Origin of the sequence: Bordetella genomosp. 2 (assembly GCF_002261345.1) — a bacterium.
Classification (GTDB): domain Bacteria; phylum Pseudomonadota; class Gammaproteobacteria; order Burkholderiales; family Burkholderiaceae_B; genus Bordetella_A.
Genome location: NZ_NEVT01000003.1, coordinates 1,118,309 through 1,140,551 on the forward strand (window position 1 = coordinate 1,118,309; position 22,243 = coordinate 1,140,551).

Genomic DNA, 22,243 nt, shown 5'->3' on the forward strand with positions numbered 1-22,243 from the left:
TTTATGGCGCGGCCGGCGGCGTGGCCGCGGCCTGGTCGGTTGTCCGGGCGGCGGGCGCGCTGGCCGTGGCGTGATAGTGCAGCGGCCCGCCGGTGAAGGGCGCGAAGCCGGTGCCGAAGATCACGCCGGCATCGGCCAGGTCGGCGTCGGCCACCACGCCGTCGCGCACCTGCTGCTGGGCGCGTTCGATGAGCGGGCGCACCAGGCGCAGCGCCAGGCCGGCCGGCGGCGTGCCGGCCTGGCCCTTGCCGGGCTTGCCGCCTTGCCACGCGTAGAAACCGCGGCCGGTCTTGCGCCCCAGGTCGTTGCGCGCGACGCGCTCGGACAGGCAGCGCGGCGACTCGGCCTGGTCGGTGAGCTGGCGGCCCGCCGCCATGGCGATGTCCAGGCCGACGGTGTCGGCCAGTTCGAGCGGCCCCATGGGCATGCCGAAGTCCGTCATGGCGCGGTCGACGGTCTCGGGCGCCAGCCCCTCGTCGACGCAGCGCATGGCCTCGAGCAGGTAGGGGGCCAGCACCGCGTTGACCAGGAAGCCCGGCGCGTCCCGCACCGGCAGCGGCAGCTTGCCGATCTGGCCGACGAAGGCGCAGGCGCGCGCCTGCGCGTCGCCGCCGTCGGCGCCGGCCCGCACGACTTCGACCAGCGGCATCTTGGCCACGGGGTTGAAGAAATGGATGCCGACCAGCCGTTCGGGCTGCGCCAGGCCCTGGCGCAGCGTGGCCAGCGACAGGCTCGATGTATTGGTGGCCAGCAGCGCGCCCGGCTTCAGGCGCGGTTCGATGGCGCGGTAGAGCGCCTGCTTGGCGTCGGCCTGTTCGGTGATGGCCTCGATGACCACGTCGGCGCGCGCCACGCCGGCGCCGGCCGGATCGGGCGTCAGCCGGTCGGCGGCGGCCCGCGCGGCGCGCGGGTCCTTGAGCTTGCGCGCGAACAGGTCGGCGGCGCGGCCGATGGCCGGCGCGATGCGCGCCGCGTCCTGGTCCTGCAGGGTGACGGCCAGGCCCTTCAGCGCGCACCAGGCGGCGATGTCGCCGCCCATGGTGCCGGCGCCGACCACGTGCACGTGCCTGACCGGCGCGGCGTCGGCGGCCGGCTTGCCGTTGGTCTTCAGGCGCTCCTGCAGCCGGAATACGCGCAGCAGGTTGCGCGCGGTGTCGGAGGTGAGGATGCGGTCGACGATGTCGGGCGCGCGCAAGGCATTGCCGCCATGGCGCGCCCACAGCGTGACGATGGCCGCGGCGGCCGGATAGTGGCCCTGCGGATCCTTGGCGGCGACCTGGCGCAGCGCGCGCCGCTCGACCAGCAGCTTGAGCGGCCAAAGGTCCAGCCAGCCGGCCGGGCCGCGCGCGCGCCGCGGCGCCTTGCCCGAGCGCACCTGGGCGCGGGCCGCCGCGTCGGCCAGCCGCGGCGGCACTTTCGCGTCGACCAGGCCCAGCGCCGCGGCCCTGCGCGCGTCGGCCGGGCGGCCGGTCAGCATCATGTCGAGCGCCGCCGGCGGGCCGATCAGCGCCGGCAGGCGGCGCATGCCGCCCCAGCCCGGGAAGATGCCGAGCATGACCTCGGGCAGCGCCAGCGACGTGCCGGGCTCGTCGACGGCCAGCCGGTAGCGGCAGGCCAGGGCCAGTTCCAGCCCGCCGCCCAGGCAGTGGCCGCGGATCAGGGCCAGCGTGGGATAGGGCACGGCGGCCAGGCGATTGAACAAGTGCCAGCCGCGCTCGACCAGCGCGCGGGCCTGCCCGGGCGTGCGCAGTTCGGAGAATTCGTCGACGTCGGCGCCGGCGATGAAGCCGGCCGCCTTGCCGGAGCGGATCACCAGCCCTTGCGGGGGATCGGCCTGCAGCGCGTCGAGCACGGCGGAGAATTCGGCCATGACCTCGGCCGACAGGGCATTGACCGCGGCGTCGGCCCGGTCGAGCGTGAGCCAGGCCAGCCCGTCGGCATGGCGTTCGAGCCGCCAGTGGCGCCAGGCATGAGGCGTTGCGGTGTTCATGGAGTGGCCTCCGTCTCGACCAGCATGGCGCCGCCCTGGCCGCCGCCGATGCAGATAGCCGCCATGCCGCGCCGCAAGCCGCGTGCCCGCAGCGCCTGCAGCAAGTGCAGCACGATGCGGGCGCCCGAGGCGCCGACCGGATGGCCCAGCGCGATGGCGCCGCCATCGACGTTGAGCCGGGACTGGTCGAGCAAGCCCCAGGCGCCGGTGCCCAGATGCTCGCGGCAGTACGTTTCATCTTCCCACGCCGCCAGGCAGCCCAGGACTTGCGCGGCGAAGGCTTCGTTGATTTCCCACAAGTCGGGATCGTTCAGCGCCAGCCCGTGGCGCTGCAGGATGGGCGTGGCCGCATGCACCGGGCCGAGGCCCATCTGGGCCGGGTCGAGCCCCGCCCATTGCGCGTCGACGATGCGTCCCAGCGGTTGGAGGTTCCAGCGCCGGACGGCGTCTTCCGAGGCTAGCAGCAGCAGGGCCGCGCCGTCGGTCACTTGCGAGCTGTTGCCGGCGGTGATGTTGCCCCAGGGCTTGTCGAACACCGGCCGCAGCTTGGCGAGCCGTTCCGGCGTGGAGTCGTCGCGCACGCCGTCGTCCTCGGCGTACAGGGTGCCGCGGGCATCCACCAGCGGCACGATCTCGCCGAGCGCCCCGGCGGCGCGGGCGGCCAGCACGCGCGCATGGCTGCGCGCCGAGTAGGCGTCCATCGCGGCGCGGTCGATGCCGAAGCGCGTGGCGAGGTTCTCGGCGGTCTGGCCCATCGACAGGCCCACCACCGGGTCGGTCAGCCCTTTGACCAGCCCGATGACCGGCGCCAGGCCGCGCCACGGAAAGCCGCGCAGCGCGGCCAGCCGCTGGCCAGCGCCGCGCGCGGCGTACCAGCGCGCCAGCCAGCGCGTCATGGCGTCGGACACCAGCAGCGGCGCGCGCGACAGGGCATCCACGCCGCCGGCCAGCACCAGCGAGGCGCGCCCGGTCTGGATATCGGTCATGGCGGAATCGAGCGCCTGCATGCCCGAGGCGCAATTGCGCATGACCGTCCAGCCCGGCACGCGATGGCCGCAGCCGAGCCGCAACGCGATGACGCGGCCGATGTTGACTTCGTCGGGCGAGGGCGCCGCGCAGCCGATGATGACCTCGTCCAGGTCGGTGGGCGCGAAGGGCTGGCGCAGCAGCAGCGCGCGTCCGGCCTGCACCGCGAGATCGGCGGCCGAGAACGGGCCGGGCGCGTTGCGCGCCTTCAGGAAAGGGCTGCGCGCGCCGTCCACGACATAGATGGGAGAAGGTGTCATGGGGGCTCCTTTGCGGGATATCCTACGCTGCTTTGCGCTGTGCGCCAGGCTGGAGCGCGCCGGTGATGCCAAAATCAAACGGAAAATCGTCGACGCGGATCACCCGGTCGCGCAGCGCGTCGCGGCGCTTGATCAGCTCGTAGTCGGCGCGTTCGATGCCGCCCGCCGCATACGCCGCGTCGGCCAGGTCGCGCACATTGGCGCGCGGGTCGCCGTCGAGCGCGCCGGTCTTTTCGTAGGCGCGCAGCCGCGCGTCGGCCGGCTCGGCCGCCAGCGTGGCGGCCAGGGCCTGCTCCAGCGCGCCGACCGGTTCGTCGGCGCCGGCCGGCAGGTGGCAGCTGGCGGTCAGGCGATCGCGTGCCGCGCCAGGCTCGGTGAGCAGGCGCGCGACCTGCTGGCCCAGAGCATCGCTGGGCGCGCGCTCAGGCTGGCCCCAGGGGAACACCACGCGGCGCAGCGCCCAGGCCATGGCACGGCTCGGCAGATTTTCCAGCACGCCGTCGAAAGCCTGCTGCGCGCGCAGCAGGGCGTCCTGCAGCGCCCAGTGCGCCAGCGGCGCGTCGGCGGGCTGCCGGCCGTCGTCCTCGAAGCGCTTGAGCACCGCCGAGGCCAGGTACATCTGCGAGAGAATGTCGCCCAGCCGCGCCGACAGGCGTTCGCGGCGCTTGAGGCTGCCGCCGAGCAGCGCCATCGATGCGTCGGACAACAACGCGAAAGCGCATGAATAGCGGCTCAGCTGCCGGTAATAGCGGCGCATCTCGGGCGCCGCGGCGGCCGGCGCGCGGGCCAGGCGCGCGCCGGTCAGCGCATGGCCCGCGGCGCGCAGGGCGTTGCCGGCCACGAACGCCACATGGCGCCAGAATGCGCGGTCGAACGCGTGCAGGCCGCGCTGCGCGTCGGCGTCGCCGGCGGCCCGCATTTCCGCCAGCACATAGGGATGGCAGCGGATCGCGCCCTGGCCGAAGATGATCAGGCTGCGCGTCAGGATGTTGGCGCCTTCCACCGTGATGCCCACCGGCACCTGCTGGTAGGCGCGGCCCAGGAAGTTGGACGGTCCCAGGCAGATGCCCTTGCCGCCGATCACATCCATGCCGTCGTTGACCACCTGGCGCGCGCGTTCGGTGACGTGGTATTTGACGATGGCCGATACCACCGAGGGCTTTTCGCCCAGGTCCACCGCGCCGGCGGTCATGACGCGCGCGGCATCCATCAGGTAGGTGTGGCCGCCGATGCGCGCCAGCGCTTCCTCGACGCCCTCGAAGCGGCCCACCGGCGTGCGGAACTGGCTGCGCACGCGGGCATAGGCGCCCACGGCGCGCGCGGCCAGCTGCGACATGCCGGTATTCGACGCGGGCAGCGAAATGGAGCGGCCGGCGGCCAGGCATTCCATCAGCATGCGCCAGCCCTGGCCGGCCATGGCCGGGCCGCCGATGATGAAGTCCAGCGGCATGAACACATCGGTGCCGCGCGTCGGGCCGTTCATGAACATCGCATTCAGCGGGAAATGCCGGCGCCCCGTTTCGACGCCGGGGTGGTCGTGCGGCACCAGCGCGCAGGTAATGCCCACATCGGCCGGCCCGCCCAGCAGGCCGTCCGGGTCGTAGAGCCGGAATGCCAGCCCCAGCAGCGTGCAGACCGGCGCCAGCGTGATGTAGCGCTTGTCCCAGGTGACGCGCATGCCGAGCACTTCGCGGCCTTGCCAGAGGCCCTTGCAGACGATGCCGCGATCGGGGATGGCGGCCGCGTCGGAGCCGGCCCACGGGCTGGTCAGCGCGAAGGCGGGCACTTCCTCGCCGCGCGCCAGGCGCGGCAGATAATGGTTCTTCTGCTCCTCGGTGCCGTAGTGCAGCAGCAATTCGGCCGGCCCCAGCGAATTGGGCACCATCACCGACACGGCCAGCGCCGATGAGCGGGTCGACAGCCGGGTGACGACTTGCGAATGCGCGTAGGCCGAGAAGCCCAGGCCGCCGTACTCGCGCGGGATGATCATGCCCAGGAAGCCGTTGCGCTTCAGGTAGTCCCAGGTCTCGGCGGACAAGTCGTAGCGCTTGTGGGTGACGTCCCAGTCGTCGACCAGGCGGCAGGCCTGCTCGGTTTCATTGTCCAGGAAGCGCTGTTCGTCCTCGGTCAGGCGCGGGCGCGGCAGGGCCAGCAGGCGGGCCCAGTCGGGGCGGCCCCGGAACAGCTCGCCTTCCCACCACACGGTGCCGGCCTCCAGCGCGTCGCGCTCGGTATCGGACATTTGCGGCAGCACCTTGCGATAGGCATTGAACAGGGGCCGGGACAGCAGCGCGCGCCGTACCGGCCGCACGCCGAGCAGGATGGCGGCCAGTACCGCCAGGATGCCGACCGTAAGCAAGAAACCGCTCATATCGTCTTGTCTCCGTTATATGCGTGCGCGGGCGGGATCAGCCCGCGGGATGTTGCGGCAGCGGGGCGCGCAGGCCGCCCAGCAGGAAACTCATCAGGCGCGGCAGCAGCCGTTCGGGGTCGTGCTCGCGGTCGGTGTCTTCCAGGCTCCAGCCCATGGCCAGCCGCAGCACTTCCGTGCCCACGATGGCGTACGAGGTGGCCCCCAGCATGAACTGGAAGCGCCAGATCACTTCGGCGCGCGGCACGTCGGGCAGGGCCTTGAACAGCGCCGCCTGGTAGCGTTCCATGACGTCCGCGTATTCCTCCGCCACCAGCGCGCGGATGAACCCGGTCGGGTCGGTCATGGTGCGTTCGAGCAGCGGCAGGAAGTTCTTGCCGGCGTGATCCGGACTGGCGGCCAGGCGCAGCAGCGTGCCGAAGAAGGCGTCGACGATCTGCGACGGCTTGAGCGGCTGGCCGCCGGCGCGCGCCTCGAGTTCGTCGAGCAGGCGCAGGCGTTCCTGGTTCAGCACCGCCAGGCGGCGCTTGAGCACCGCCTGCACCAGGGCTTCTTTCGAGCCGAAGTGGTAATTGACCGCCGCCAGGTTGACGCCGGCTTCGCTGGTGATCTGCCGCATCGAGGTGCCGTCGTGCCCCTGCCGGGCGAACAGGGCCTCGGCCGTGTCGAGAATGATCTCGCGGGTGGAAGGGGAACTGAGTTCGCTCATGGTTCGATTCATTCAAACGTTCGTTTTAACTCTGATTATAGAAAGGCGCACCCACAATGCCAGTCCGCATTAACCCCAATACGGTGATTCCGCCGCCGCCCCTGACAAAACCCCAATGCGAGGCGGGTCGGGCCCGGCAAGCGGATGCCGGAGCGGTTACAGTCATGGCTGGCGCCGCGGCGACATGCGGCGCGGGCTATGCAGAGGTTTTGCCATGAATGATTCGTCCCATTTGCCGCCGGCGCACTGGAACCTGGACAGCATCGTCTCGGGGCTGCGCGCCGCGCGCGTCGACTGGCGCGGCCCGCGCGGGCGCCTGCGCGAAGACGCCGGCAACCGCGAGTTCCCCTCGCAGGAAAGCCTGCGCGTCATCGTGCGGCAACTATGCGGGGCCTTGTTCCCCATGCGCCTGGGCCCCATCGACCTACGCGAAGAAGTCGAGGACTTCTATGTCGGGCACACCATCGGCGCGGCGCTCGACGCCTTGCTGCACCAGGTCTGCCTGGAACTGCACCACATGGGCCGCAACGCGCCCGAACCCGAGCCGGAGGCCAGCCTGCGCGCGCGCGCCACGCAGATCGTGCGCCAGTTCGGCGCCGCATTGCCGCAGGTGCGGCGCGCGCTCGACCTGGACGTGACGGCCGCCTACCAGGGCGACCCGGCCGCGCACAGCGTGGACGAGGTGCTGTTGTGCTATCCCGGCGTCAGCGCCATGATCCACCACCGGCTGGCCAGCGTGCTGTACAAGCTGGGCGTGCCCATGCTGGCGCGCATCGTGGCCGAGATCGCCCACGCCGACACCGGCATCGATATCCACCCCGGCGCCACCATCGGCAAGAGCTTCTTCATCGACCACGGCACCGGCGTGGTGATCGGCGAGACGGCCATCATTGGCGACCGCGTGCGGCTCTACCAGATGGTCACCCTCGGGGCCAAGCGTTTCCCGCCGGGCGAAAACGGCGAGCTCAAGAAGGGCCTGCCGCGCCACCCGATCATCGAGGACGACGTGGTGATCTACGCGGGCGCCACCATCCTGGGCCGCGTCACCATCGGCCACGGTTCGACCATCGGCGGCAATGTCTGGCTGACGCGCAGCGTGCCGCCCGGCAGCAATGTCACGCAGGCCAGCCTGGTCAGCGACATGCCCGACTGCGGGCTGGGCGGCGCCTAGCGTTCGATGGACCAGCCCGCCCGCGCATCGGCCGCGCCGCCGGCCCAGGACGCGAATGCGCCGGACCTGGCCGCGCTGGGCCGGTTCATCGAGGGCCACGCCGGCCTGTTCGTGTTGACCGGGGCCGGCTGCAGCACCGGTTCCGGCATTCCGGACTACCGCGATGCCGACGGCCAATGGAAACGCAGTCCGCCGATCGACTTCCAGGCGTTCATGGGCAGCGAGCAGGCGCGGGCGCGCTATTGGGCGCGCAGCGCCGTGGGCTGGCGCCGCTTCGGCAATGTGCGTCCGAATGCCGCGCACCGGGCCCTGGCGTGGCTGGAGGCGCAAGGCCGGCTGGCGCTGCTGGTCACGCAGAACGTCGATGGCCTGCACCAGGCCGCCGGCAGCCGCGAGGTGCTGGACCTGCACGGGCGGCTCGACGAAGTGCGCTGCATGCGCTGCGACTGGCGCGGCCCGCGCGCCGCGTGGCAGGTGGAACTGGACGGCCGCAATCCCGGCTGGGCCATGCTGGACGCGGCCGATGCCCCCGACGGCGATGCCGACCTGGAGGGCGTGGATTTCTCGTCCTTCGACGTGCCGGCCTGCCCGCGCTGCGGCGGCATCGTCAAGCCGGATGTGGTGTTCTTCGGCGAAAGCATCCCGCCCGAGCGCGGCGCCCGCGCGCGCGCCGCGCTGGCGCGGGCCGGCGCGGTGCTGGTGGTGGGGTCGTCACTGATGGTGCATTCGGGCTATCGGTACGTGCGCGCCGCGGCCGAGGCGGGCCTGCCCATCGCGGCCCTGAACCTGGGCCGCACGCGCGCCGACGCCTTGTTCAGCCTGAAAGTGTCGCGTCCCTGTGCGCCGGCGCTCGACGCGCTGTACGGCCCGTTCGCCGAGCAAGCCTGATCGCAAAATGCAAGTGCTTGGCCTGCCTGGCCTTTTTGCGGATGGCCCCAGGCTGTCCATAGGGTTGTCCACAGAAACTGGGGATAAGCCGGGCGCAGCTCAGGCGGGCGGGAAGTCGTCGCCCATCAGGGCCCGGCGCGCGGCATGCCAGCTGCCGACGTCGGGGGCGTACAGCAGGCCGCCGGCGCGGTGGGTGGGCTTGTAGGGGCTGGCATCGAAATGGGCCGAGAAGCCGCCGGCTTCGCGGTGCAGCAGCCAGCCGGCGGCGTGGTCCCAGGGGTCGAGCTTGTTGTAGAGCATGACGTGGCAATGGCCGGCGGCCGCCAGGCGGTATTCGTGCGCGGCGCAGCGCAGCGACGCGGTGGTGGCCAGCGCGCCCAGGTTGCCGTTGACCGTGGCGCGCAGCGGCTCGGGCAGGGCGCCGGTGGAGATCAGGCCGTCCATGTCGTGGGGCGGGGCGGGCTGGGCCACCTTGAGCGGGGTCTGGGTGCCGTCGCCGGCTTCGGACCAGGCGCCTTCGCCGCGCACCGCCATGGCCCAGTCGTGCGCCACCGGGTCGTAGATGACGCCGGCCAGCACGTCGCCGCGATGGCACACCGCCACCATCATGCCGAATAGCGGCAGGCCGGCCACGAAATTGCGGGTGCCGTCGATGGGGTCGATGAGGAAGGCCAGGTCGGCGTCGACCAGCATGTTGAGCAGCGCCGGATTGCGGGCCGCGGCTTCCTCGCCGACCATCACGGCGCCCGGGTGCAGCTTGGCCAGGCGCGCGGCGATGAAGCGCTCGGCCGCTTCGTCGGCGTCGGTGACGAGATCGCGCGGCGAGCTCTTGCTGTGCACCGCATCGGCCGGCAGCCTGCGAAAGCGCGGCATGACCTCGGCCTGTGCGGCCTCGGCCAGGATCGCGGCGATGCGGCGGGTGTCTTCGCGGGTATAGGATCGGGTCATGCCGGACTCTTCGGAAAGAGCCGCAAATCTAGCATGTTTGGATGGCGGGCAGGTTGATGCGCCGCCGGGTCCCGGCCCGGCCGGCGCGGGAGAAGGTGTCGGACACCTGTAGCCGAGTGTCTGACACGCGAGCGGAGGGGAAGGTGTCTGACACCCCATGAGACGGGCCCTGCCTGCCTGGGGCATCCCGGGGGTGTCAGACACCTGACAGCGACACTGGCCGCGGCGGGTGTCAGCTACCTGCGCCTGGCAAGCTCACGCGCCCAGGTCGACGCACAAGTACTTCAGTTCCAGGTATTCCTCGATGCCGTACTTCGAGCCCTCGCGGCCCAGGCCCGATTGCTTGACGCCGCCGAACGGCCCGACTTCGTTCGAGATGATGCCGGTGTTGATGCCGACGATGCCGTACTCGAGCGCTTCGGACACGCGCCAGATGCGCGCGTAGTCGCGCGTGTAGAAGTACGCGGCCAGGCCGAAGATGGTGTTGTTGGCCTGCTCGAGCACTTCGGCTTCGGTCTCGAACTTGAACAGCGGCGCCACCGGCCCGAAGGTTTCCTCGACGGCGAAGCGCATCGAGGCGGTGACGTCGCGCACCACGGTCGGCTGGAAGAACGTGCCGCCCAGCGCATGCGGCTGGCCGCCGGTGACCACCTTGGCGCCCTGCGCGGTGGCGTCGGCGATGTGTTCCTGCACCTTGGCCACGGCATTGGCGTCGATCAGCGGGCCCTGCACCACGCCATCGGCGAAGCCGTCGCCCACTTGCATGGCTTCCACCTTGGCGACCAGCCGCTTGACGACTTCTTCGTAGACGCCCGCCTGCACGTAGATGCGGTTGGCGCATACGCAGGTCTGCCCGGCATTGCGGTACTTGGAAGCGAGGATGCCGTCCACCGCGCGGTCCAGGTCGGCGTCGTCGAACACGATGAACGGCGCGTTGCCGCCGAGCTCCAGCGAGAGCTTCTTGATGGTGGGCGCGCATTGCTCCATGAGCGTGCGGCCCACTTCGGTGGAGCCGGTGAAGCTGAGCTTGCGCACGACCTCGCTTTCGCACAGCGCCGCGCCGATCTCGCGCGAACTGCCGGTGATGACGTGGAATACGCCGGCCGGCACCCCGGCTTCCTCGGCCAGCACGGCCAGCGCCAGCGCGGTCAGCGGCGTCTGCTGGGCCGGCTTGACCACCATGGTGCAGCCGGCCGCCAGCGCCGGCCCGACCTTGCGGGTGATCATGGCGGCGGGGAAGTTCCAGGGCGTGATGGCGGCGGTGACCCCGATGGGCTGCTTCAGCACCATCAGGCGCTGGCCGCCCTTGGGGCTTTGCAGGATGTCGCCGTCGATGCGCTTGGCTTCTTCGGCGAACCATTCCAGGAACGACGCGGCGTAGGCGATCTCGCCGGCCGCTTCGGTGACCGGCTTGCCTTGCTCGGACGTCATGATGGCGGCCAGGTCCTGCTGGTTGGCCATCATCAACTGGGCCCATTTCAGCAGGATCGCGCCGCGTTCCTTGCCGGTCTTGGCGGCCCAGGCGGGCAGGGCGGCGGCGGCGCTGGCGATGGCCTGTTCGGTTTCCTTGCGCCCCAGCTTGGGCACCGAGACGATGGTCTTGCCGGTGGAGGGGTTGTCGACCGGGATGGCGGCGGCGCCGCCGGCGCCGACCCATTTCCCGTCGATGTAGCAGGCGTCGCGCAGCAACTCAGCGCGCTTGAGCGGATGGGACAGTTGCGACATGAATGCTCCTTGATATGGAAAGCGCGAAAACGGCTCGCCGGCCCGCCGCGTCCGGGCGGGCGCGGCGGGCCGGTGGTGGTCCGGAGGATGCCGCCTTCAGGCGGTCAGGACATCGGCGAGGATATCCAGGGCCCGTTCGAACTGGGCATCCGGGATGGTCAAGGGATACAGGAAGCGCAATACGTTTCCGTATACACCGCAGCTTAGCAAAATCAGGCCGCGCTTGAGCGCTTCGTCCTGCACGCGCTTGACCGCCTGGGCGTCGGGTTGGCCGGTGGCGGGGTCGTTCAGCTCCAGCGCGACCATCGAGCCCAGCCCGCGCACATCGGCGATGGCGGGGCAGCGGGGGCGCAGGCTTGCGAGGCGTTCCTGCAGGCGGCGGCCCAGCTCCGCGGCGCGCTCGCACAGCCGCTCTTCCTCGATCACGCCGAGCACGGCGTGCGCGGCCGCGATGGCCAGCGGGTGGCCGGCGTAGGTGCCGCCCAGGCCGCCCGGGGCCGGGCCGTCCATGACCTCGGCGCGGCCCACCACGCCCGAGATCGGGAAGCCGCCGCCCAGGCTCTTGGCCATGGTGATCAGGTCGGCCTCGACCGCGTGGTGCTGCATGGCGAACAGTTTGCCGGTGCGCGCGAAGCCGGTCTGCACTTCATCGGCGATGAGCAGGATGCCGTGCTCGTCGCAGACCTTGCGCAGCGCGTTCATCAGCTCCGGCGGCGTGATGTTGAAGCCGCCTTCGCCCTGCACCGGCTCGATGATGATGGCCGCCACGCGCTTGGGGTCGATGTCCGATTTGAACAGCAGGTCGAGCGCCTTGAGCGAGTCGGCCACGCTGATGGCCTGCGTGGCGTTGGGAAAGGGCACGTGGTAGATGTCGCCCGGCATGGGGCCGAACGCCAGCTTGTAGGGCGCCACCTTGCCGGTCAGCGCCATGCCCAGCATGGTGCGGCCATGGAACGAGCCCGTGAAAGCCACCACGCCCGAGCGGCCGGTGTAGGCGCGCGCGATCTTCACGGCGTTCTCGACCGCCTCGACCCCGGTGGTGAAGAAGGCGGTCTTCTTCAGGCCGCCGATCGGCGCCAGGGCGTTGATCCGCTCGGCCAGCGCCACGTAGCCTTCATACGGCACGATCTGGTAGGCCGTATGGGTGAACGCCTCGAGCTGGGCGGCCACGGCGGCCTTGACCTTGGGGTGGCGGTGGCCGGTGTTCAGCACGGCGATGCCGCCGGCGAAATCGATGTATTCCTTGCCGGTATGGTCCCACAGCGTGGCGTTTTCCGCGCGCACGGCATAGAAGTCGCACATCACGCCCACGCCGCGCGGCGTGGCGAGCGAACGGCGCGTGTTCAAGTCTGGGTTCTGCATATCAACAACCTCGATGGCAAACGGTCTGGGCCGCGCGAATGCGGCGGGAAGCGCCGGCGCCGCCGGGCGGCGCCTGTCAGCGGGTTATTTAATGCTAAGATGGCTCCATTCGTAGGAACCACTACAGCAAAACGAGTAGAACCAATTGCGATCCCTTGCCGGCGACCTCCTGCAGCTGCGGCTGGGCGAACCCGGCGACGGGCCGATGAACAAGCGCCTGTACCAGGGCATACGCGAAGCCATACTCGAAGGCGCCATCCCCGCCGGCACGCGGCTGCCCGCCTCGCGCGACCTGGCGACCGAACTGGGCATCGCGCGCAATACCGTGGTGCACGTGTACGGCCAGTTGCTGGCCGAGGGCTACACCTACAGCCGCCAGGGCAACGGCACCTTCGTCACCGATTCGGTGCCCGATACCTACCTGGCCAGCGGCCGCGGCCGGCGCCACGCCAGCGCCGCGCAGCCCGGCGCCGCGTTGTCGCGGCGCGGCGCGCAGATCGTCGACGAGGTCTCGGCCTCCCCCTACCAGTGGGGCGCCTTCATGCCCGGCGTGCCCGACGTCACCGAGTTCCCGCACAAGAAGTTCGGCCGCATCGTCAGCGCACTGTGGCGCGACCCCGCGCCGGACATGCTCAGTTATTCGTACGGCGGCGGCCTGCCGGCGCTGCGCGAGGCGCTGGCCCAGCACCTGGCGCTGACGCGCTCGGTCGATTGCGAGCCGGACCAGATCATCATCGTGGAAGGGTCGCACCAGGCCATCGACCTGGCCACCCGCATCCTGGGCGACCCGGGCGACGTGGCCTGGGTGGAGAACCCCGGATACTGGGGCGCGCGCAGCGTGCTGGCGGCCAACGGCATACGCATCGTGCACCAGCCGGTCGACGAGGAAGGCATGCAGGTGCCGACGCAAGCCGACGGCGCGCCGCCGCGGTTCGTCTTCGTCACGCCGTCGCACCAGTATCCCCTGGGGCCGGTAATGTCGCTGGCGCGGCGCCGGCAACTTCTGGCCATGGCGCGCGGCTGGGGCAGTTGGATCATCGAGGACGACTACGACAGCGAGTTCCGCTTCTCGGGCCGGCCGATTGCCTCGCTGCAAGGCCTGGAGCCCGACGCGCCGGTCATTTACCTGGGCACGTTCAGCAAGACGCTGTACCCGGGCCTGCGGGTGGGCTACCTGGTGCTGCCCAAGGCGCTGACGGCGGCATTCCAGGCGGCGCACGCCGAACTCTACCGCGAGGGCCACCTGATGACCCACGCGGCGCTGGCGGCCTTCATCGCCGAAGGCCACTATGCGGCGCACATCCGCCGCATGCGCATGCTGTACGCGCGCCGGCGCGCCATCCTGGTCAATCTCATCGAGCGCCGCCTGGGCGCGCAATGGCTGCATCGCGATTCCAGCGACGCGGGGCTGCACCTGGTGCTGAACTTGCCGCCCGACATGGACGATGCGCGGGTGGTAGAGGTGGCGCGCGCGCGCGGCGTGCTGACGCGGCCGCTGTCGCGCTACTACGCGGCGGGCACGCCGGGGCGCCGCGGCCTGCTGCTGGGCTATGCCTGCGTGCCCGACAGCGAGATCGCGCGCAAGTTCGAGGTGGTGCTGCAGAGCCTGGCCCAGGTCGACCGGGAAGGGTAGGCGCGGGCGCGCCGCGCCATGCCGGCCAGGCGCGCGGTCATGCCGACACGGCGTTCTTGAGGTAGCCGATGAAGGCCTTGCACGCTTGCGGCAGGACGCGGCCGGCCAGGGTCTGCACCTCGAAATGGCGTTCGTTCATCTCGCGGTCGCGCAACGCGACGGCGACGATGTTGTCCCAGCGCAGGCGGTTGCGGATCGCCAGCTCGCCGCAGAACGTCACCCCGCCGCCCGCGCTGGCGAAGCCCACCAGCGCGTCCAGGCGCTGGCTGGTGAACACCGGCTCGCACGGCAGCTGCTGGCGGCTGCAGCTGATGTCGATGAGCTGCCGCAGCGTGGTGTCGCCATTCGGCAGGGCCAGCGGATAGGCGACCACCTGCGCCAGCGACAAGGCCCGCCGCCCGGCCAGCGGATGGTCGCGCGCCAGCACCGCGCGTATCGGCGCCGGGCTGCGCAGTTCGACCCGGATGCCGCGCTGCGACGCCAGGCCCAGCGTGATGCCGATATCGGCCTCGCCGTCGCGCACGCGGCGCGGGATGTCCTGCTGCGAGCACGCCTCCAGCGAGAAGCGGATGCCGGCGTACTGGCGGCGAAACGCGCTGATCACGGCCGGCAGGAAGTCCGAGGCATAGCCTTCGGTCGTGACCAGCCGCACCTGGCCGTGGCGCAGCCCGCGCAGCGCCTGGATCTCCTCGACGATGCGGTCGGTGTCCTGCTGCATGCGGCCGGCATGCGCGGCCAGCAGCTCGCCCGCGGCATTGAGCGCCATGCCGCGCGCGCGCCGCTCGAACAGCAGCGTGTCCAGTTCGCGTTCCAGCCGGGCGATCTGCCGGCTGACCGCGGACGGCGCGACCTCGAGCCGGGCGGCCGCCGCGCTGACCGAGCCGGTACGCACCACTTCCAGGAAATAGCGCAGCGCCATTTCCTGGAGTACCTGGGTATTCATCATGCGGCTCCTGGGCAAGGTTTGCGTTTGGCGCAATGAATCATTCTAACCATTGATCTTGCTGCACGGCTCGGTCTGCGCCTAGGATGAGCGGGCCTGCCATAGCACGAGATTCTTGCCGCCAGATGACTGCCGCCGATCCGTCCCGTCTCCTGCATGCCTTGCGGCGGGCCGAGCCCCTGCTGTGGGTCCGGCCGGACGCCTGCGCCGATGCCGGCGCGCCCGCGCCTGTCACGGCCGCGCAGGTGGAGCAGGCGCGCCTGCGGACGGCGCGCTTCGCGCCGTTGCTGGCAGAGCTGTTTCCCGAATTGCGCGCCAGCGGCGGCGCCATCGAGTCGCCGCTGTTGCGGGCCGACGCGATGCAGCAGGCGCTGGGCTTGCCGGCCGCCTGCGGCCGCCTGTGGATCAAGGCCGACCATCAGTTGCCGGTGGCCGGCTCCATCAAGGCGCGCGGCGGCATACACGAAGTGCTGGAGTTCGCCGAGAGCCTGGCGCTGCGCGAAGGGCTGCTCGATGCCGGGGACGACTATCGCAAGCTCGGCGGTGCGGCGGCGCGCGCCTGTTTGGCCCGCTACCAGGTCGCCGTCGGTTCCACCGGCAACCTCGGGCTGTCGATCGGCGTCATGGCGTCCGCGCTGGGCTTGCGCGCGGCGGTGCACATGTCGGCCGACGCCAAGCCGTGGAAGAAGGCGCGCCTGCGCGCCCGCGGCGTGCGGGTGATCGAGCACGCCGGCGACTACGAGCAGGCGGTGGCGGCCGGCCGGGATCAACTGCGGGCCGATCCGCGCGGCCACTTCGTCGACGATGAGCGCTCCGCGTCGCTGTTCGTCGGTTATGCGGCCGCCGCCTGGCACCTGCGTACCCAGCTGGACGCCGAGGGCATCCGCGTCGATGCGGAACATCCGCTGTTCGTCTACCTGCCGTGCGGCGTGGGCGGCGCGCCTGGCGGCATCGCCTACGGCCTGCGGCAGATCTTCGGCCCGCATGTGCATTGCTTCTTCGCCGAGCCCACCCAGTCGCCATGCTTCCTGGCGCGCATGATGGCCGGCTGCGGCCAATTGCCGCCGCTGGCCGGGCCGCCCTCGGTGTACGACCTGGGGCTGCGCAACCAGACCGAAGCCGACGGCCTGGCCGTGCCGCGCGCCTCCGAGCTGGCCTACGCGGCGGTGGGCGCATGGCTGGACGGCGTCTATACGGTGGCCGACGAACGCCTGTTCGCCGACCTGGCGCGCCTGCACGACAGCGAGGGGCTGCGCATCGAGCCGTCGGCCGCGGCCGGTTTCTGCGGCCCCGCCCACCTGTGCGGCAGCGAGACGGGGCGGGCCTGGCTGCGCGCCCGTGGGCTGAGCGGCCGCCTGGCGCGCGCCACGCACCTGGCCTGGACCACCGGCGGGCTGTACGTGCCGGACGACGAATACGCGGGTTTCCTGCGTCGCGGCCGGCAGGCCGCGGCCACTCCCTGAGCGCGGCGCAGTCCGTGCCAGCCTTTCCACCACCCCAACCTCGAGTACACCCATGAAAATCCCGTTTCTCGGTGCCAGTCTCGCATGTGCCTGCCTGCTGGGCGGCGGCGCGGCCGCCGCCGCGCAGGAGACTTATCCCAGCCGCCCCATCACCCTGGTCGTGCCGTTTCCGCCCGGCGGCGCCACCGACGTGGTGGGCCGCGTCGTGGCCAAGACGCTGGGCGAGCGGCTCGGCCAGACCGTGGTGGTCGAGAACCGCGCCGGCGCGGGCACGGTCATCGGCGCGGGCCACGTGGCCAAGTCGCCCGCCGACGGCTACACGCTGCTGGTGAGCTCGGGCAGCACCTTCACGGTCAACCCGGCGATCCGCAGCAACCTGCCCTATGATTCCGTCAAGAGTTTCGAACCCATCGGCATCGTCGGCCGCTCGGGCCTGGCCTTGCTGGCGAACCCGCAGGTGCCGGTCAAGAACCTGCAGGAATTCGTCGCCTACGTGAAGGATCCCGCCCATGGCAAGCCGCCGTACGGGTCGTTCGGCACCGGCACGACCTCGCATTTCGTCGGCGAGGCCCTGCTGGCGGCCGCCGGGCTGCAGATGACGCACGTCCCCTACAAGGGCAGCGCGCCCGCCATGACCGACCTGATCGGCGGCCAGATCCCCTTTTCGGTGGACACGGTCGCGGCCGCGCTGCCGCAGGCCCGGCAGGGCAAGATCCGCGTGCTGGCCATCTCCGCGCCCAAGCCGTCGGCCTTTTTCCCGGACGTGCCGACCATGGCGCAAGCGGGATACCCGAGCGTGAACATGGACACCTGGCTCATGATGGTGGCGCCGCGCGGCTTGCCGGCCCAGACCAAGGCCCGGCTCGAAGCGGCGCTGCGCGATACGGTGGCCGACCCCGAGGTGCGCAAGAATCTGGAGGCGCTGGGCTTCGAGCCGGATTATTCCGACGCCGCCGCCAGCGAGGCCCTGATCCGCAGCGAGCTGGTCTTGATGCGCGAGATCGCGCAGCGCGCCAACATCAAAGTCGAATGAGGAGTGGCAGAATGGCATTGGACGAATCCCTGGTGTCGCTTTCCGCGGTCGAGCTGCGCCGCCTGATCGGCGCGCGGCAGGTGTCGCCGGTGGAACTGCTGGAGGCCTGCATCGAGCGGATCGCGCAGGTCAACCCGTATATCAACGCGGTGACCGCCACCGCCTACGAGCGCGCGCGCGAGGAGGCGCGCCAGGCCGAGCGCGCCGTGCTGGCGGGCCAGCCGCTGGGGCTGCTGCACGGCCTGCCGCTGGGGGTGAAAGACCTGGAGCCGACCGCCGGCGTGCTGACCACGTATGGATCGCCGCTGTACCGCGGCCATGTGCCGGCCGAGGATGTGGAACTGGTGGCGCGCCTGCGCCGGGCCGGCGCCATCGTCGCCGCCAAGACCAACGTGCCCGAGATGGGCGCCGGCGCCAACTCGCGCAATGCGGTGTGGGGCGCCACCGGCAATCCGTTCAATCCCAACCTGAATGCCGGCGGCTCGTCGGGCGGCTCGGCCGCCGCGCTGGCGTGCGACATGCTGCCGGTGTGCACCGGCTCGGACACCGGCGGCTCGCTGCGCATCCCGGCGGCCAAGTGCGGCGTGGTCGGCTTCCGGCCGTCGCCCGGGGTGGTGCCCAGCGCCCGCAAGCCGCTGGGCTGGACGCCGATCTCGGTGGTGGGGCCGATGGGCCGCACCGTGGCCGACGCGTGCCTGCAACTGGCCGCCTCGGCCGGCGCGCATGCCGGCGACCCGCTCAGCTACCCGCTGGACCCGCTGCAATTCCTGCAGCCGCGGCCGGCCGACCTGGGCGCGCTGCGCGTGGCCTACACCGAGGACTTCGGCGCCTGCGCGGTGGACGACGGCATCCGCGCCGCCTTCCGCGCCAAGATCGCCGCCATGCGCCACTTGTTCGCCGCCTGCGATCCGGTGGAAATGCAACTGGGCGAGGTGCATCGCTGTTTCGACGTGCTGCGCGCCGAGGCATTCGTGGCCGGCATGCGCGACGCCTACGAAAAGGACCCGGACAGCCTGGGGCCCAACACCCGCGCCAACTACGAGATGGGCGCGGCCATGAGCCTGCTGGACAGCGCCTGGGCGCAGGCCGAGCAGACCCGCGTGCTCAAGCGCTTCCAGCAGGTCTACGCCGATTACGACCTGGTGCTGGCGCCCACCACGCCGGTCTCGCCGTTTCCCTGGACGCAGCTGTATGCCGACACCATCAATGGCGAACCGCAGGAAAACTATTACCGTTGGCTGGCGCTGACGTATGTCGTGACGCTGACCACGCACCCGGCCCTCACGCTGCCGTGCGGCCGCGACGCGCAGGGCATGCCGTTCGGGCTGCAGGTGATCGGCCCGTTCCGCGCCGACCTGCAGGTGCTGGCCGCCGCGCAGGCCATGGAGCAGGCCTTCGCCGGCATCGAGGCGCTGCGCCGGCCGCTTCCCGACCTGGCCGCCCTGCGTCCCGCCGAGCCTGCGCTGACGTCGATCATCACCGCGCCGCCCACGCTGCCGGCCGGCGGGCAGGGCGGGGCGGTGTCGGCGGTGTAGCGGCTACGACCGGGCCAGCGCCGCCGCCAGGCCGGCGGCGTTGCGCATGCCCTGGTCCTGGTAGTTGGTGTTGAGCACCGCGTGGGCCTGCCGCACGCGCTCGGCCAGGCGCTTGAGGCGCTCGGCCAGTTCGGCCAGCTCGGCCGGCGAGTATTCGTACTGGAAGCGGCCGGACGAGGCGCCGGTCATGTTGTTCCATGCGGCGGCATTGCGTCCGTGCAGGCGCACGACGGCCAGCTCGGGATGGGTGGTTTCCCAGACGGCCGGCACGGTGTTGTCGGAGCCCTGGGGAGCGTCGACCACCGTGTGCACCGCGCCCAGCTCGCGCTCGAAGGCGAGCGTGGAGGCGCTGGCGGCGGCGCTGTCGAACCAGCTGCGATGGCGGAACTCCACCGCCATCAGGTGTTCGTCCAGGTGGCGCGCGCAGTCGCGCACCAGCGCCATGCCGCGCGCTTCGCGCCGCACCCAGGGGGCGAACTGGAACTGCACCGCGCCCAGCTTGCCCGCCAGCCGCAGCGGTTCCAGCGCCACCAGGAAGCGGCGCCACAGTTCGTCGCGCAGTTCGGCCGGCACTTGGCCGTAATAGAGCGTGGGCGCGCCGCGCGCGGGGCTGCCGGGTGGCGCCGGCGCGTCGGCGTCGTCGCCGGACGCGCCCAGTTCGCGCCGGATATCGGCGGGCAGGGCCCGCAGCGGCGCGGCATGGCCGGTGAACAGCCGGAACGCCTTGACGTTGAAGACGAAGCGGGCCGGGGTGCGGGTGGCCCAGGCATGCGCCATGTGGCCGCTGGGCAGGCCATAGTAGGTGGCGTCGACCTCGGCCATGCCGAACTGCCCGGCATAGTGGCGCAGGCGCGCCTCCGGCGTGCGCACGTGCGGCGGGTAGAAGCGGCCGCAGGCCAGCAGGGTGGGGTCGGTCCAGGAGGCGGTGCCGGTCAGGATGGACATGGCGGGCAGGCGGCCGGCGCCGCGGGCTGCGGCGTGCGCGGGCCCGGGGCGGCGGCGGTGGTCGAGTTCCGGTTATATTCTGTATGAATATACGGTATTGTCTTCGTCCTTCCCCATGTCCGGTTCTCCTGATCCCGCCGCTGCCGGCGCCGCTCGCGGCGACGCCGATTACCTGTCCGACCTGAACCCCGCCCAGCGCGAGGCGGCCGAGTTCGGCGTGGGCGATCCCGCCGCGCCCGCGCTGCTGGTGATCGCCGGCGCCGGGTCGGGCAAGACCAGTACATTGGCGCATCGCGTGGCGCACCTGATCCTCAACGGGGCCGACCCCCAGCGCATGCTGCTGCTGACGTTCTCGCGGCGCGCCGCCCAGGAAATGGAACGCCGCGTCGGCACGGTGCTGCGGCGCGTGATGAAGCTGCATCCCACCCAGCAGGCGCCCGCGTTGCCGTGGGCGGGCACCTTCCACAGCATCGGCGCGCGCCTGCTGCGCGACTGCGCCGGCCGCATCGGCCTGGCCGAAAGCTTCACCATCCACGACCGCGGCGACGCCGAGGACCTGATGGGCATGGTGCGCCACGAGCTGGGCCTGTCTGCCACCGCCGAGCGCTTTCCGCTCAAGGGCACCTGCCTGGCGGTGTATTCGCGCGTGATCAACAGCCAGGCCCCGGTGGCCGAAGTGCTGAAGGACGCCTATCCGTGGTGCGCGCAATGGGAAGACGCGCTCAAGCGGCTGTTCGCCGCCTATGTGCAGGCCAAGCAGGACCAGCAGGTGCTCGACTACGACGACCTGCTGCTCTACTGGGCCGAGATGATGCAGGACGAAACACTGGCGCGCGACGTCGGGGCGCGCTTCGATCACGTGCTGGTGGACGAATACCAGGACACCAACCGCCTGCAGGCCGCCATCCTGCTGGCCATGAAGCCCGACGGCCGCGGTCTGACCGTGGTGGGCGACGACGCGCAGTCGATCTATTCGTTCCGCGCCGCCACGGTGCGCAATATCCTCGATTTCCCGTCGCAGTTCGCGCGCCCGGCCCATATCGTCACGCTCGAGCGCAACTACCGCTCGACCCAGCCCATCCTGGACGCCTCCAATGCCGTGATCGGCCTGGCGCGCGAGCGCTACACCAAGAACCTCTGGACCGACCGCGCCTCCACCCGCCTGCCGGCGCTGGTGACGGTCAGCGACGAGGCGGGCCAGGCGCGCTGGGTGGCCGACCAGGTGCTGGCGCGGCGCGAAGAGGGCGCCACCTTGAAGTCGCAGGCGGCGCTGTTCCGCGCGTCGAGCCACAGCGCGGCGCTCGAGCTCGAGCTGACGCGGCGGAACATTCCATTCGTCAAGTTCGGCGGCCTGCGTTTCCTGGAGGCCGCCCATATCAAGGACGTGCTGTCGCTGCTGCGCTGGGCCGAAAACCCGCGCGGCCGGCTGGCGGGCTTCCGGGTGGCGCAGCTGTTGCCCGGCATCGGGCCGGCCATCGCGGGCCGGCTCATGGACGCGCTGGCCGAGGCGGCCGATCCGCTGGCGGCGCTAAGCGATTTCAATCCGGGCGCCGCCGCGCGCGGCGACTGGCAGGCCTTCGCCCACACCTATGCCGCGCTGCGCGCGCCCGGGCTGCAGTGGCCCGGCGACCTGGACCTGGCGCTGCGCTGGTATGCGCCGCAGCTCGAGCGCCTGTACGACGATGCGCGGGTGCGCAAGGCCGACCTCGACCAGTTGGCGCGCATCGCCGCCGGCTATGCCAGCCGCGAGCGGTTCCTGACCGAACTGACGCTGGATCCGCCCGACGCCACCAGCGCGGAGTCCGGGCCGCCGCTGCGCGACGAGGACTACATGATCCTGTCCACCATCCATTCGGCCAAGGGGCAGGAATGGAAGTCGGTCTATGTGCTCAACGTGGTGGACGGCTGCATCCCGTCGGACATGAGCACCGGCAGCGCCGAGGAAATCGAGGAAGAGCGCCGGCTGCTGTATGTGGCCATGACGCGCGCCAAGGAGCACCTGCAGCTGATCGTGCCGCAGCGCTTTTATGTGCACCAGCAGACCGGCCTGGGCGATCGCCATGTCTACGGGTCGCGCACGCGCTTCATTCCCGAGCCGCTGCTGCCCTTGTTCGAGTCACTGTCCAAGCCGCCGGAACTGCCGTTCGGCCGCGGCCGTCCGCCGCAAGAGGCGGCGCCGCGCATCGACGTGGCGCAGCGGGTCCGCAAGCTGTTCTCGTGAGCTATCATGCCCCGGTCGCC

General features: G+C 71.2%; 16 protein-coding genes. 7 read left to right on the forward strand and 9 right to left on the reverse strand.

What is annotated here, in order from left to right:
- Position 1: 1 nt before the first annotated feature.
- The 4 genes from CAL24_RS07390 to CAL24_RS07405 are packed head-to-tail and all read right to left on the reverse strand — an operon-like array spanning position 2 to position 6,356.
- Positions 2-1,990 carry a 3-hydroxyacyl-CoA dehydrogenase NAD-binding domain-containing protein gene (locus tag CAL24_RS07390; RefSeq protein WP_094806234.1) on the reverse strand — a complete coding sequence of 663 codons (1,989 nt, stop codon included), beginning with the start codon at positions 1,988-1,990 and terminating at the stop codon, positions 2-4.
- Positions 1,987-3,276, reverse strand: coding sequence for an acetyl-CoA C-acetyltransferase (locus CAL24_RS07395; RefSeq protein ID WP_094806236.1), 1,290 nt, complete (start codon positions 3,274-3,276; stop codon positions 1,987-1,989). Before CAL24_RS07395 ends, CAL24_RS07390 begins: the two co-directional genes overlap by 4 nt.
- Before the next feature lie 22 nt (positions 3,277-3,298).
- Positions 3,299-5,647, reverse strand: a complete 2,349-nt coding sequence (locus CAL24_RS07400) for an acyl-CoA dehydrogenase (protein WP_094806237.1) — start codon at positions 5,645-5,647, stop codon at positions 3,299-3,301.
- 37 nt (positions 5,648-5,684) lie between these two features.
- Positions 5,685-6,356: a TetR/AcrR family transcriptional regulator gene (locus CAL24_RS07405; protein WP_094806239.1), complete on the reverse strand. Its 672-nt coding sequence runs from the start codon at positions 6,354-6,356 to the stop codon at positions 5,685-5,687.
- Positions 6,357-6,570: 214 nt separating this feature from the next.
- Here CAL24_RS07405 and epsC point away from each other — a divergent pair, with 214 nt between their 5' ends.
- Both epsC and CAL24_RS07415 read left to right on the forward strand, forming a co-directional pair.
- Positions 6,571-7,527 (forward strand): serine O-acetyltransferase EpsC, encoded by a 957-nt coding sequence (gene epsC / locus CAL24_RS07410; RefSeq protein WP_028353609.1) that lies wholly within the window; start codon positions 6,571-6,573, stop codon positions 7,525-7,527.
- A 6-nt stretch (positions 7,528-7,533) separates the two neighbouring features.
- Positions 7,534-8,415, forward strand: coding sequence for an NAD-dependent protein deacetylase (locus CAL24_RS07415; RefSeq protein ID WP_094806241.1), 882 nt, complete (start codon positions 7,534-7,536; stop codon positions 8,413-8,415).
- Between the two features lie 99 nt (positions 8,416-8,514).
- Here CAL24_RS07415 and CAL24_RS07420 read toward each other — a convergent pair whose 3' ends face one another.
- The 3 genes from CAL24_RS07420 to CAL24_RS07430 form a co-directional block, all read right to left on the reverse strand.
- Complete coding sequence (locus tag CAL24_RS07420; protein WP_028353607.1) at positions 8,515-9,363, reverse strand: inositol monophosphatase family protein; 849 nt, start codon at positions 9,361-9,363, stop codon at positions 8,515-8,517.
- A 255-nt stretch (positions 9,364-9,618) separates the two neighbouring features.
- Positions 9,619-11,088 carry an NAD-dependent succinate-semialdehyde dehydrogenase gene (locus CAL24_RS07425; protein WP_028353606.1) on the reverse strand — a complete coding sequence of 490 codons (1,470 nt, stop codon included), beginning with the start codon at positions 11,086-11,088 and terminating at the stop codon, positions 9,619-9,621.
- A gap of 96 nt (positions 11,089-11,184) precedes the next feature.
- On the reverse strand, positions 11,185-12,450 hold the full coding sequence (locus CAL24_RS07430) for a 4-aminobutyrate--2-oxoglutarate transaminase (RefSeq protein ID WP_028353605.1): 1,266 nt from the start codon (positions 12,448-12,450) through the stop codon (positions 11,185-11,187).
- 145 nt (positions 12,451-12,595) lie between these two features.
- On the opposite strand from CAL24_RS07430, the gene CAL24_RS07435 reads away from it, so the two are divergent.
- Positions 12,596-14,083: a PLP-dependent aminotransferase family protein gene (locus CAL24_RS07435; protein WP_432759279.1), complete on the forward strand. Its 1,488-nt coding sequence runs from the start codon at positions 12,596-12,598 to the stop codon at positions 14,081-14,083.
- A 37-nt stretch (positions 14,084-14,120) separates the two neighbouring features.
- Here the strand turns inward: CAL24_RS07435 and CAL24_RS07440 are convergent, their stop codons facing one another.
- A complete protein-coding gene (locus tag CAL24_RS07440) occupies positions 14,121-15,026 on the reverse strand; it encodes a LysR family transcriptional regulator (RefSeq protein ID WP_028353603.1) in 906 nt (301 codons plus the stop codon).
- Between the two features lie 125 nt (positions 15,027-15,151).
- On the opposite strand from CAL24_RS07440, the gene CAL24_RS07445 reads away from it, so the two are divergent.
- From CAL24_RS07445 to CAL24_RS07455, 3 genes are read left to right on the forward strand one after another with little or no spacing between them, the layout of a single operon-like run.
- Positions 15,152-16,489, forward strand: coding sequence for a D-serine ammonia-lyase (locus CAL24_RS07445; protein WP_094806242.1), 1,338 nt, complete (start codon positions 15,152-15,154; stop codon positions 16,487-16,489).
- A gap of 52 nt (positions 16,490-16,541) precedes the next feature.
- Complete coding sequence (locus CAL24_RS07450) at positions 16,542-17,522, forward strand: Bug family tripartite tricarboxylate transporter substrate binding protein (RefSeq protein WP_028353601.1); 981 nt, start codon at positions 16,542-16,544, stop codon at positions 17,520-17,522.
- A gap of 11 nt (positions 17,523-17,533) precedes the next feature.
- Positions 17,534-19,057 (forward strand): amidase, encoded by a 1,524-nt coding sequence (locus tag CAL24_RS07455; protein WP_094806244.1) that lies wholly within the window; start codon positions 17,534-17,536, stop codon positions 19,055-19,057.
- Between the two features lie 3 nt (positions 19,058-19,060).
- Here the strand turns inward: CAL24_RS07455 and CAL24_RS07460 are convergent, their stop codons facing one another.
- The gene (locus CAL24_RS07460) at positions 19,061-20,002 is read right to left on the reverse strand and encodes a DUF72 domain-containing protein (RefSeq protein WP_094806245.1); all 942 of its coding nucleotides are present in this window, start codon (positions 20,000-20,002) and stop codon (positions 19,061-19,063) included.
- 115 nt (positions 20,003-20,117) lie between these two features.
- Here CAL24_RS07460 and CAL24_RS07465 point away from each other — a divergent pair, with 115 nt between their 5' ends.
- Complete coding sequence (locus tag CAL24_RS07465; RefSeq protein WP_094806247.1) at positions 20,118-22,223, forward strand: ATP-dependent helicase; 2,106 nt, start codon at positions 20,118-20,120, stop codon at positions 22,221-22,223.
- The last annotated feature ends 20 nt before the right edge of the window (positions 22,224-22,243 follow it).

Bases quoted from the DNA above. Each gene is read 5' to 3' on its own strand.
- CAL24_RS07405 (WP_094806239.1), bottom strand. From the start codon at position 6,356: ATGAGCGAACTCAGTTCCCCTTCCACCCGCGAGATCATTCTCGACACG.
- CAL24_RS07425 (WP_028353606.1), bottom strand. From the start codon at position 11,088: ATGTCGCAACTGTCCCATCCGCTCAAGCGCGCTGAGTTGCTGCGCGAC.
- CAL24_RS07460 (WP_094806245.1), bottom strand. From the start codon at position 20,002: ATGTCCATCCTGACCGGCACCGCCTCCTGGACCGACCCCACCCTGCTG.
- CAL24_RS07465 (WP_094806247.1), top strand. From the start codon at position 20,118: ATGTCCGGTTCTCCTGATCCCGCCGCTGCCGGCGCCGCTCGCGGCGAC.
- CAL24_RS07430 (WP_028353605.1), bottom strand. From the start codon at position 12,450: ATGCAGAACCCAGACTTGAACACGCGCCGTTCGCTCGCCACGCCGCGC.
- CAL24_RS07445 (WP_094806242.1), top strand. From the start codon at position 15,152: ATGACTGCCGCCGATCCGTCCCGTCTCCTGCATGCCTTGCGGCGGGCC.
- CAL24_RS07390 (WP_094806234.1), bottom strand. From the start codon at position 1,990: ATGAACACCGCAACGCCTCATGCCTGGCGCCACTGGCGGCTCGAACGC.
- CAL24_RS07420 (WP_028353607.1), bottom strand. From the start codon at position 9,363: ATGACCCGATCCTATACCCGCGAAGACACCCGCCGCATCGCCGCGATC.
- CAL24_RS07450 (WP_028353601.1), top strand. From the start codon at position 16,542: ATGAAAATCCCGTTTCTCGGTGCCAGTCTCGCATGTGCCTGCCTGCTG.
- epsC (WP_028353609.1), top strand. From the start codon at position 6,571: ATGAATGATTCGTCCCATTTGCCGCCGGCGCACTGGAACCTGGACAGC.
- CAL24_RS07395 (WP_094806236.1), bottom strand. From the start codon at position 3,276: ATGACACCTTCTCCCATCTATGTCGTGGACGGCGCGCGCAGCCCTTTC.
- CAL24_RS07415 (WP_094806241.1), top strand. From the start codon at position 7,534: ATGGACCAGCCCGCCCGCGCATCGGCCGCGCCGCCGGCCCAGGACGCG.
- CAL24_RS07440 (WP_028353603.1), bottom strand. From the start codon at position 15,026: ATGAATACCCAGGTACTCCAGGAAATGGCGCTGCGCTATTTCCTGGAA.
- CAL24_RS07400 (WP_094806237.1), bottom strand. From the start codon at position 5,647: ATGAGCGGTTTCTTGCTTACGGTCGGCATCCTGGCGGTACTGGCCGCC.
- CAL24_RS07455 (WP_094806244.1), top strand. From the start codon at position 17,534: ATGGCATTGGACGAATCCCTGGTGTCGCTTTCCGCGGTCGAGCTGCGC.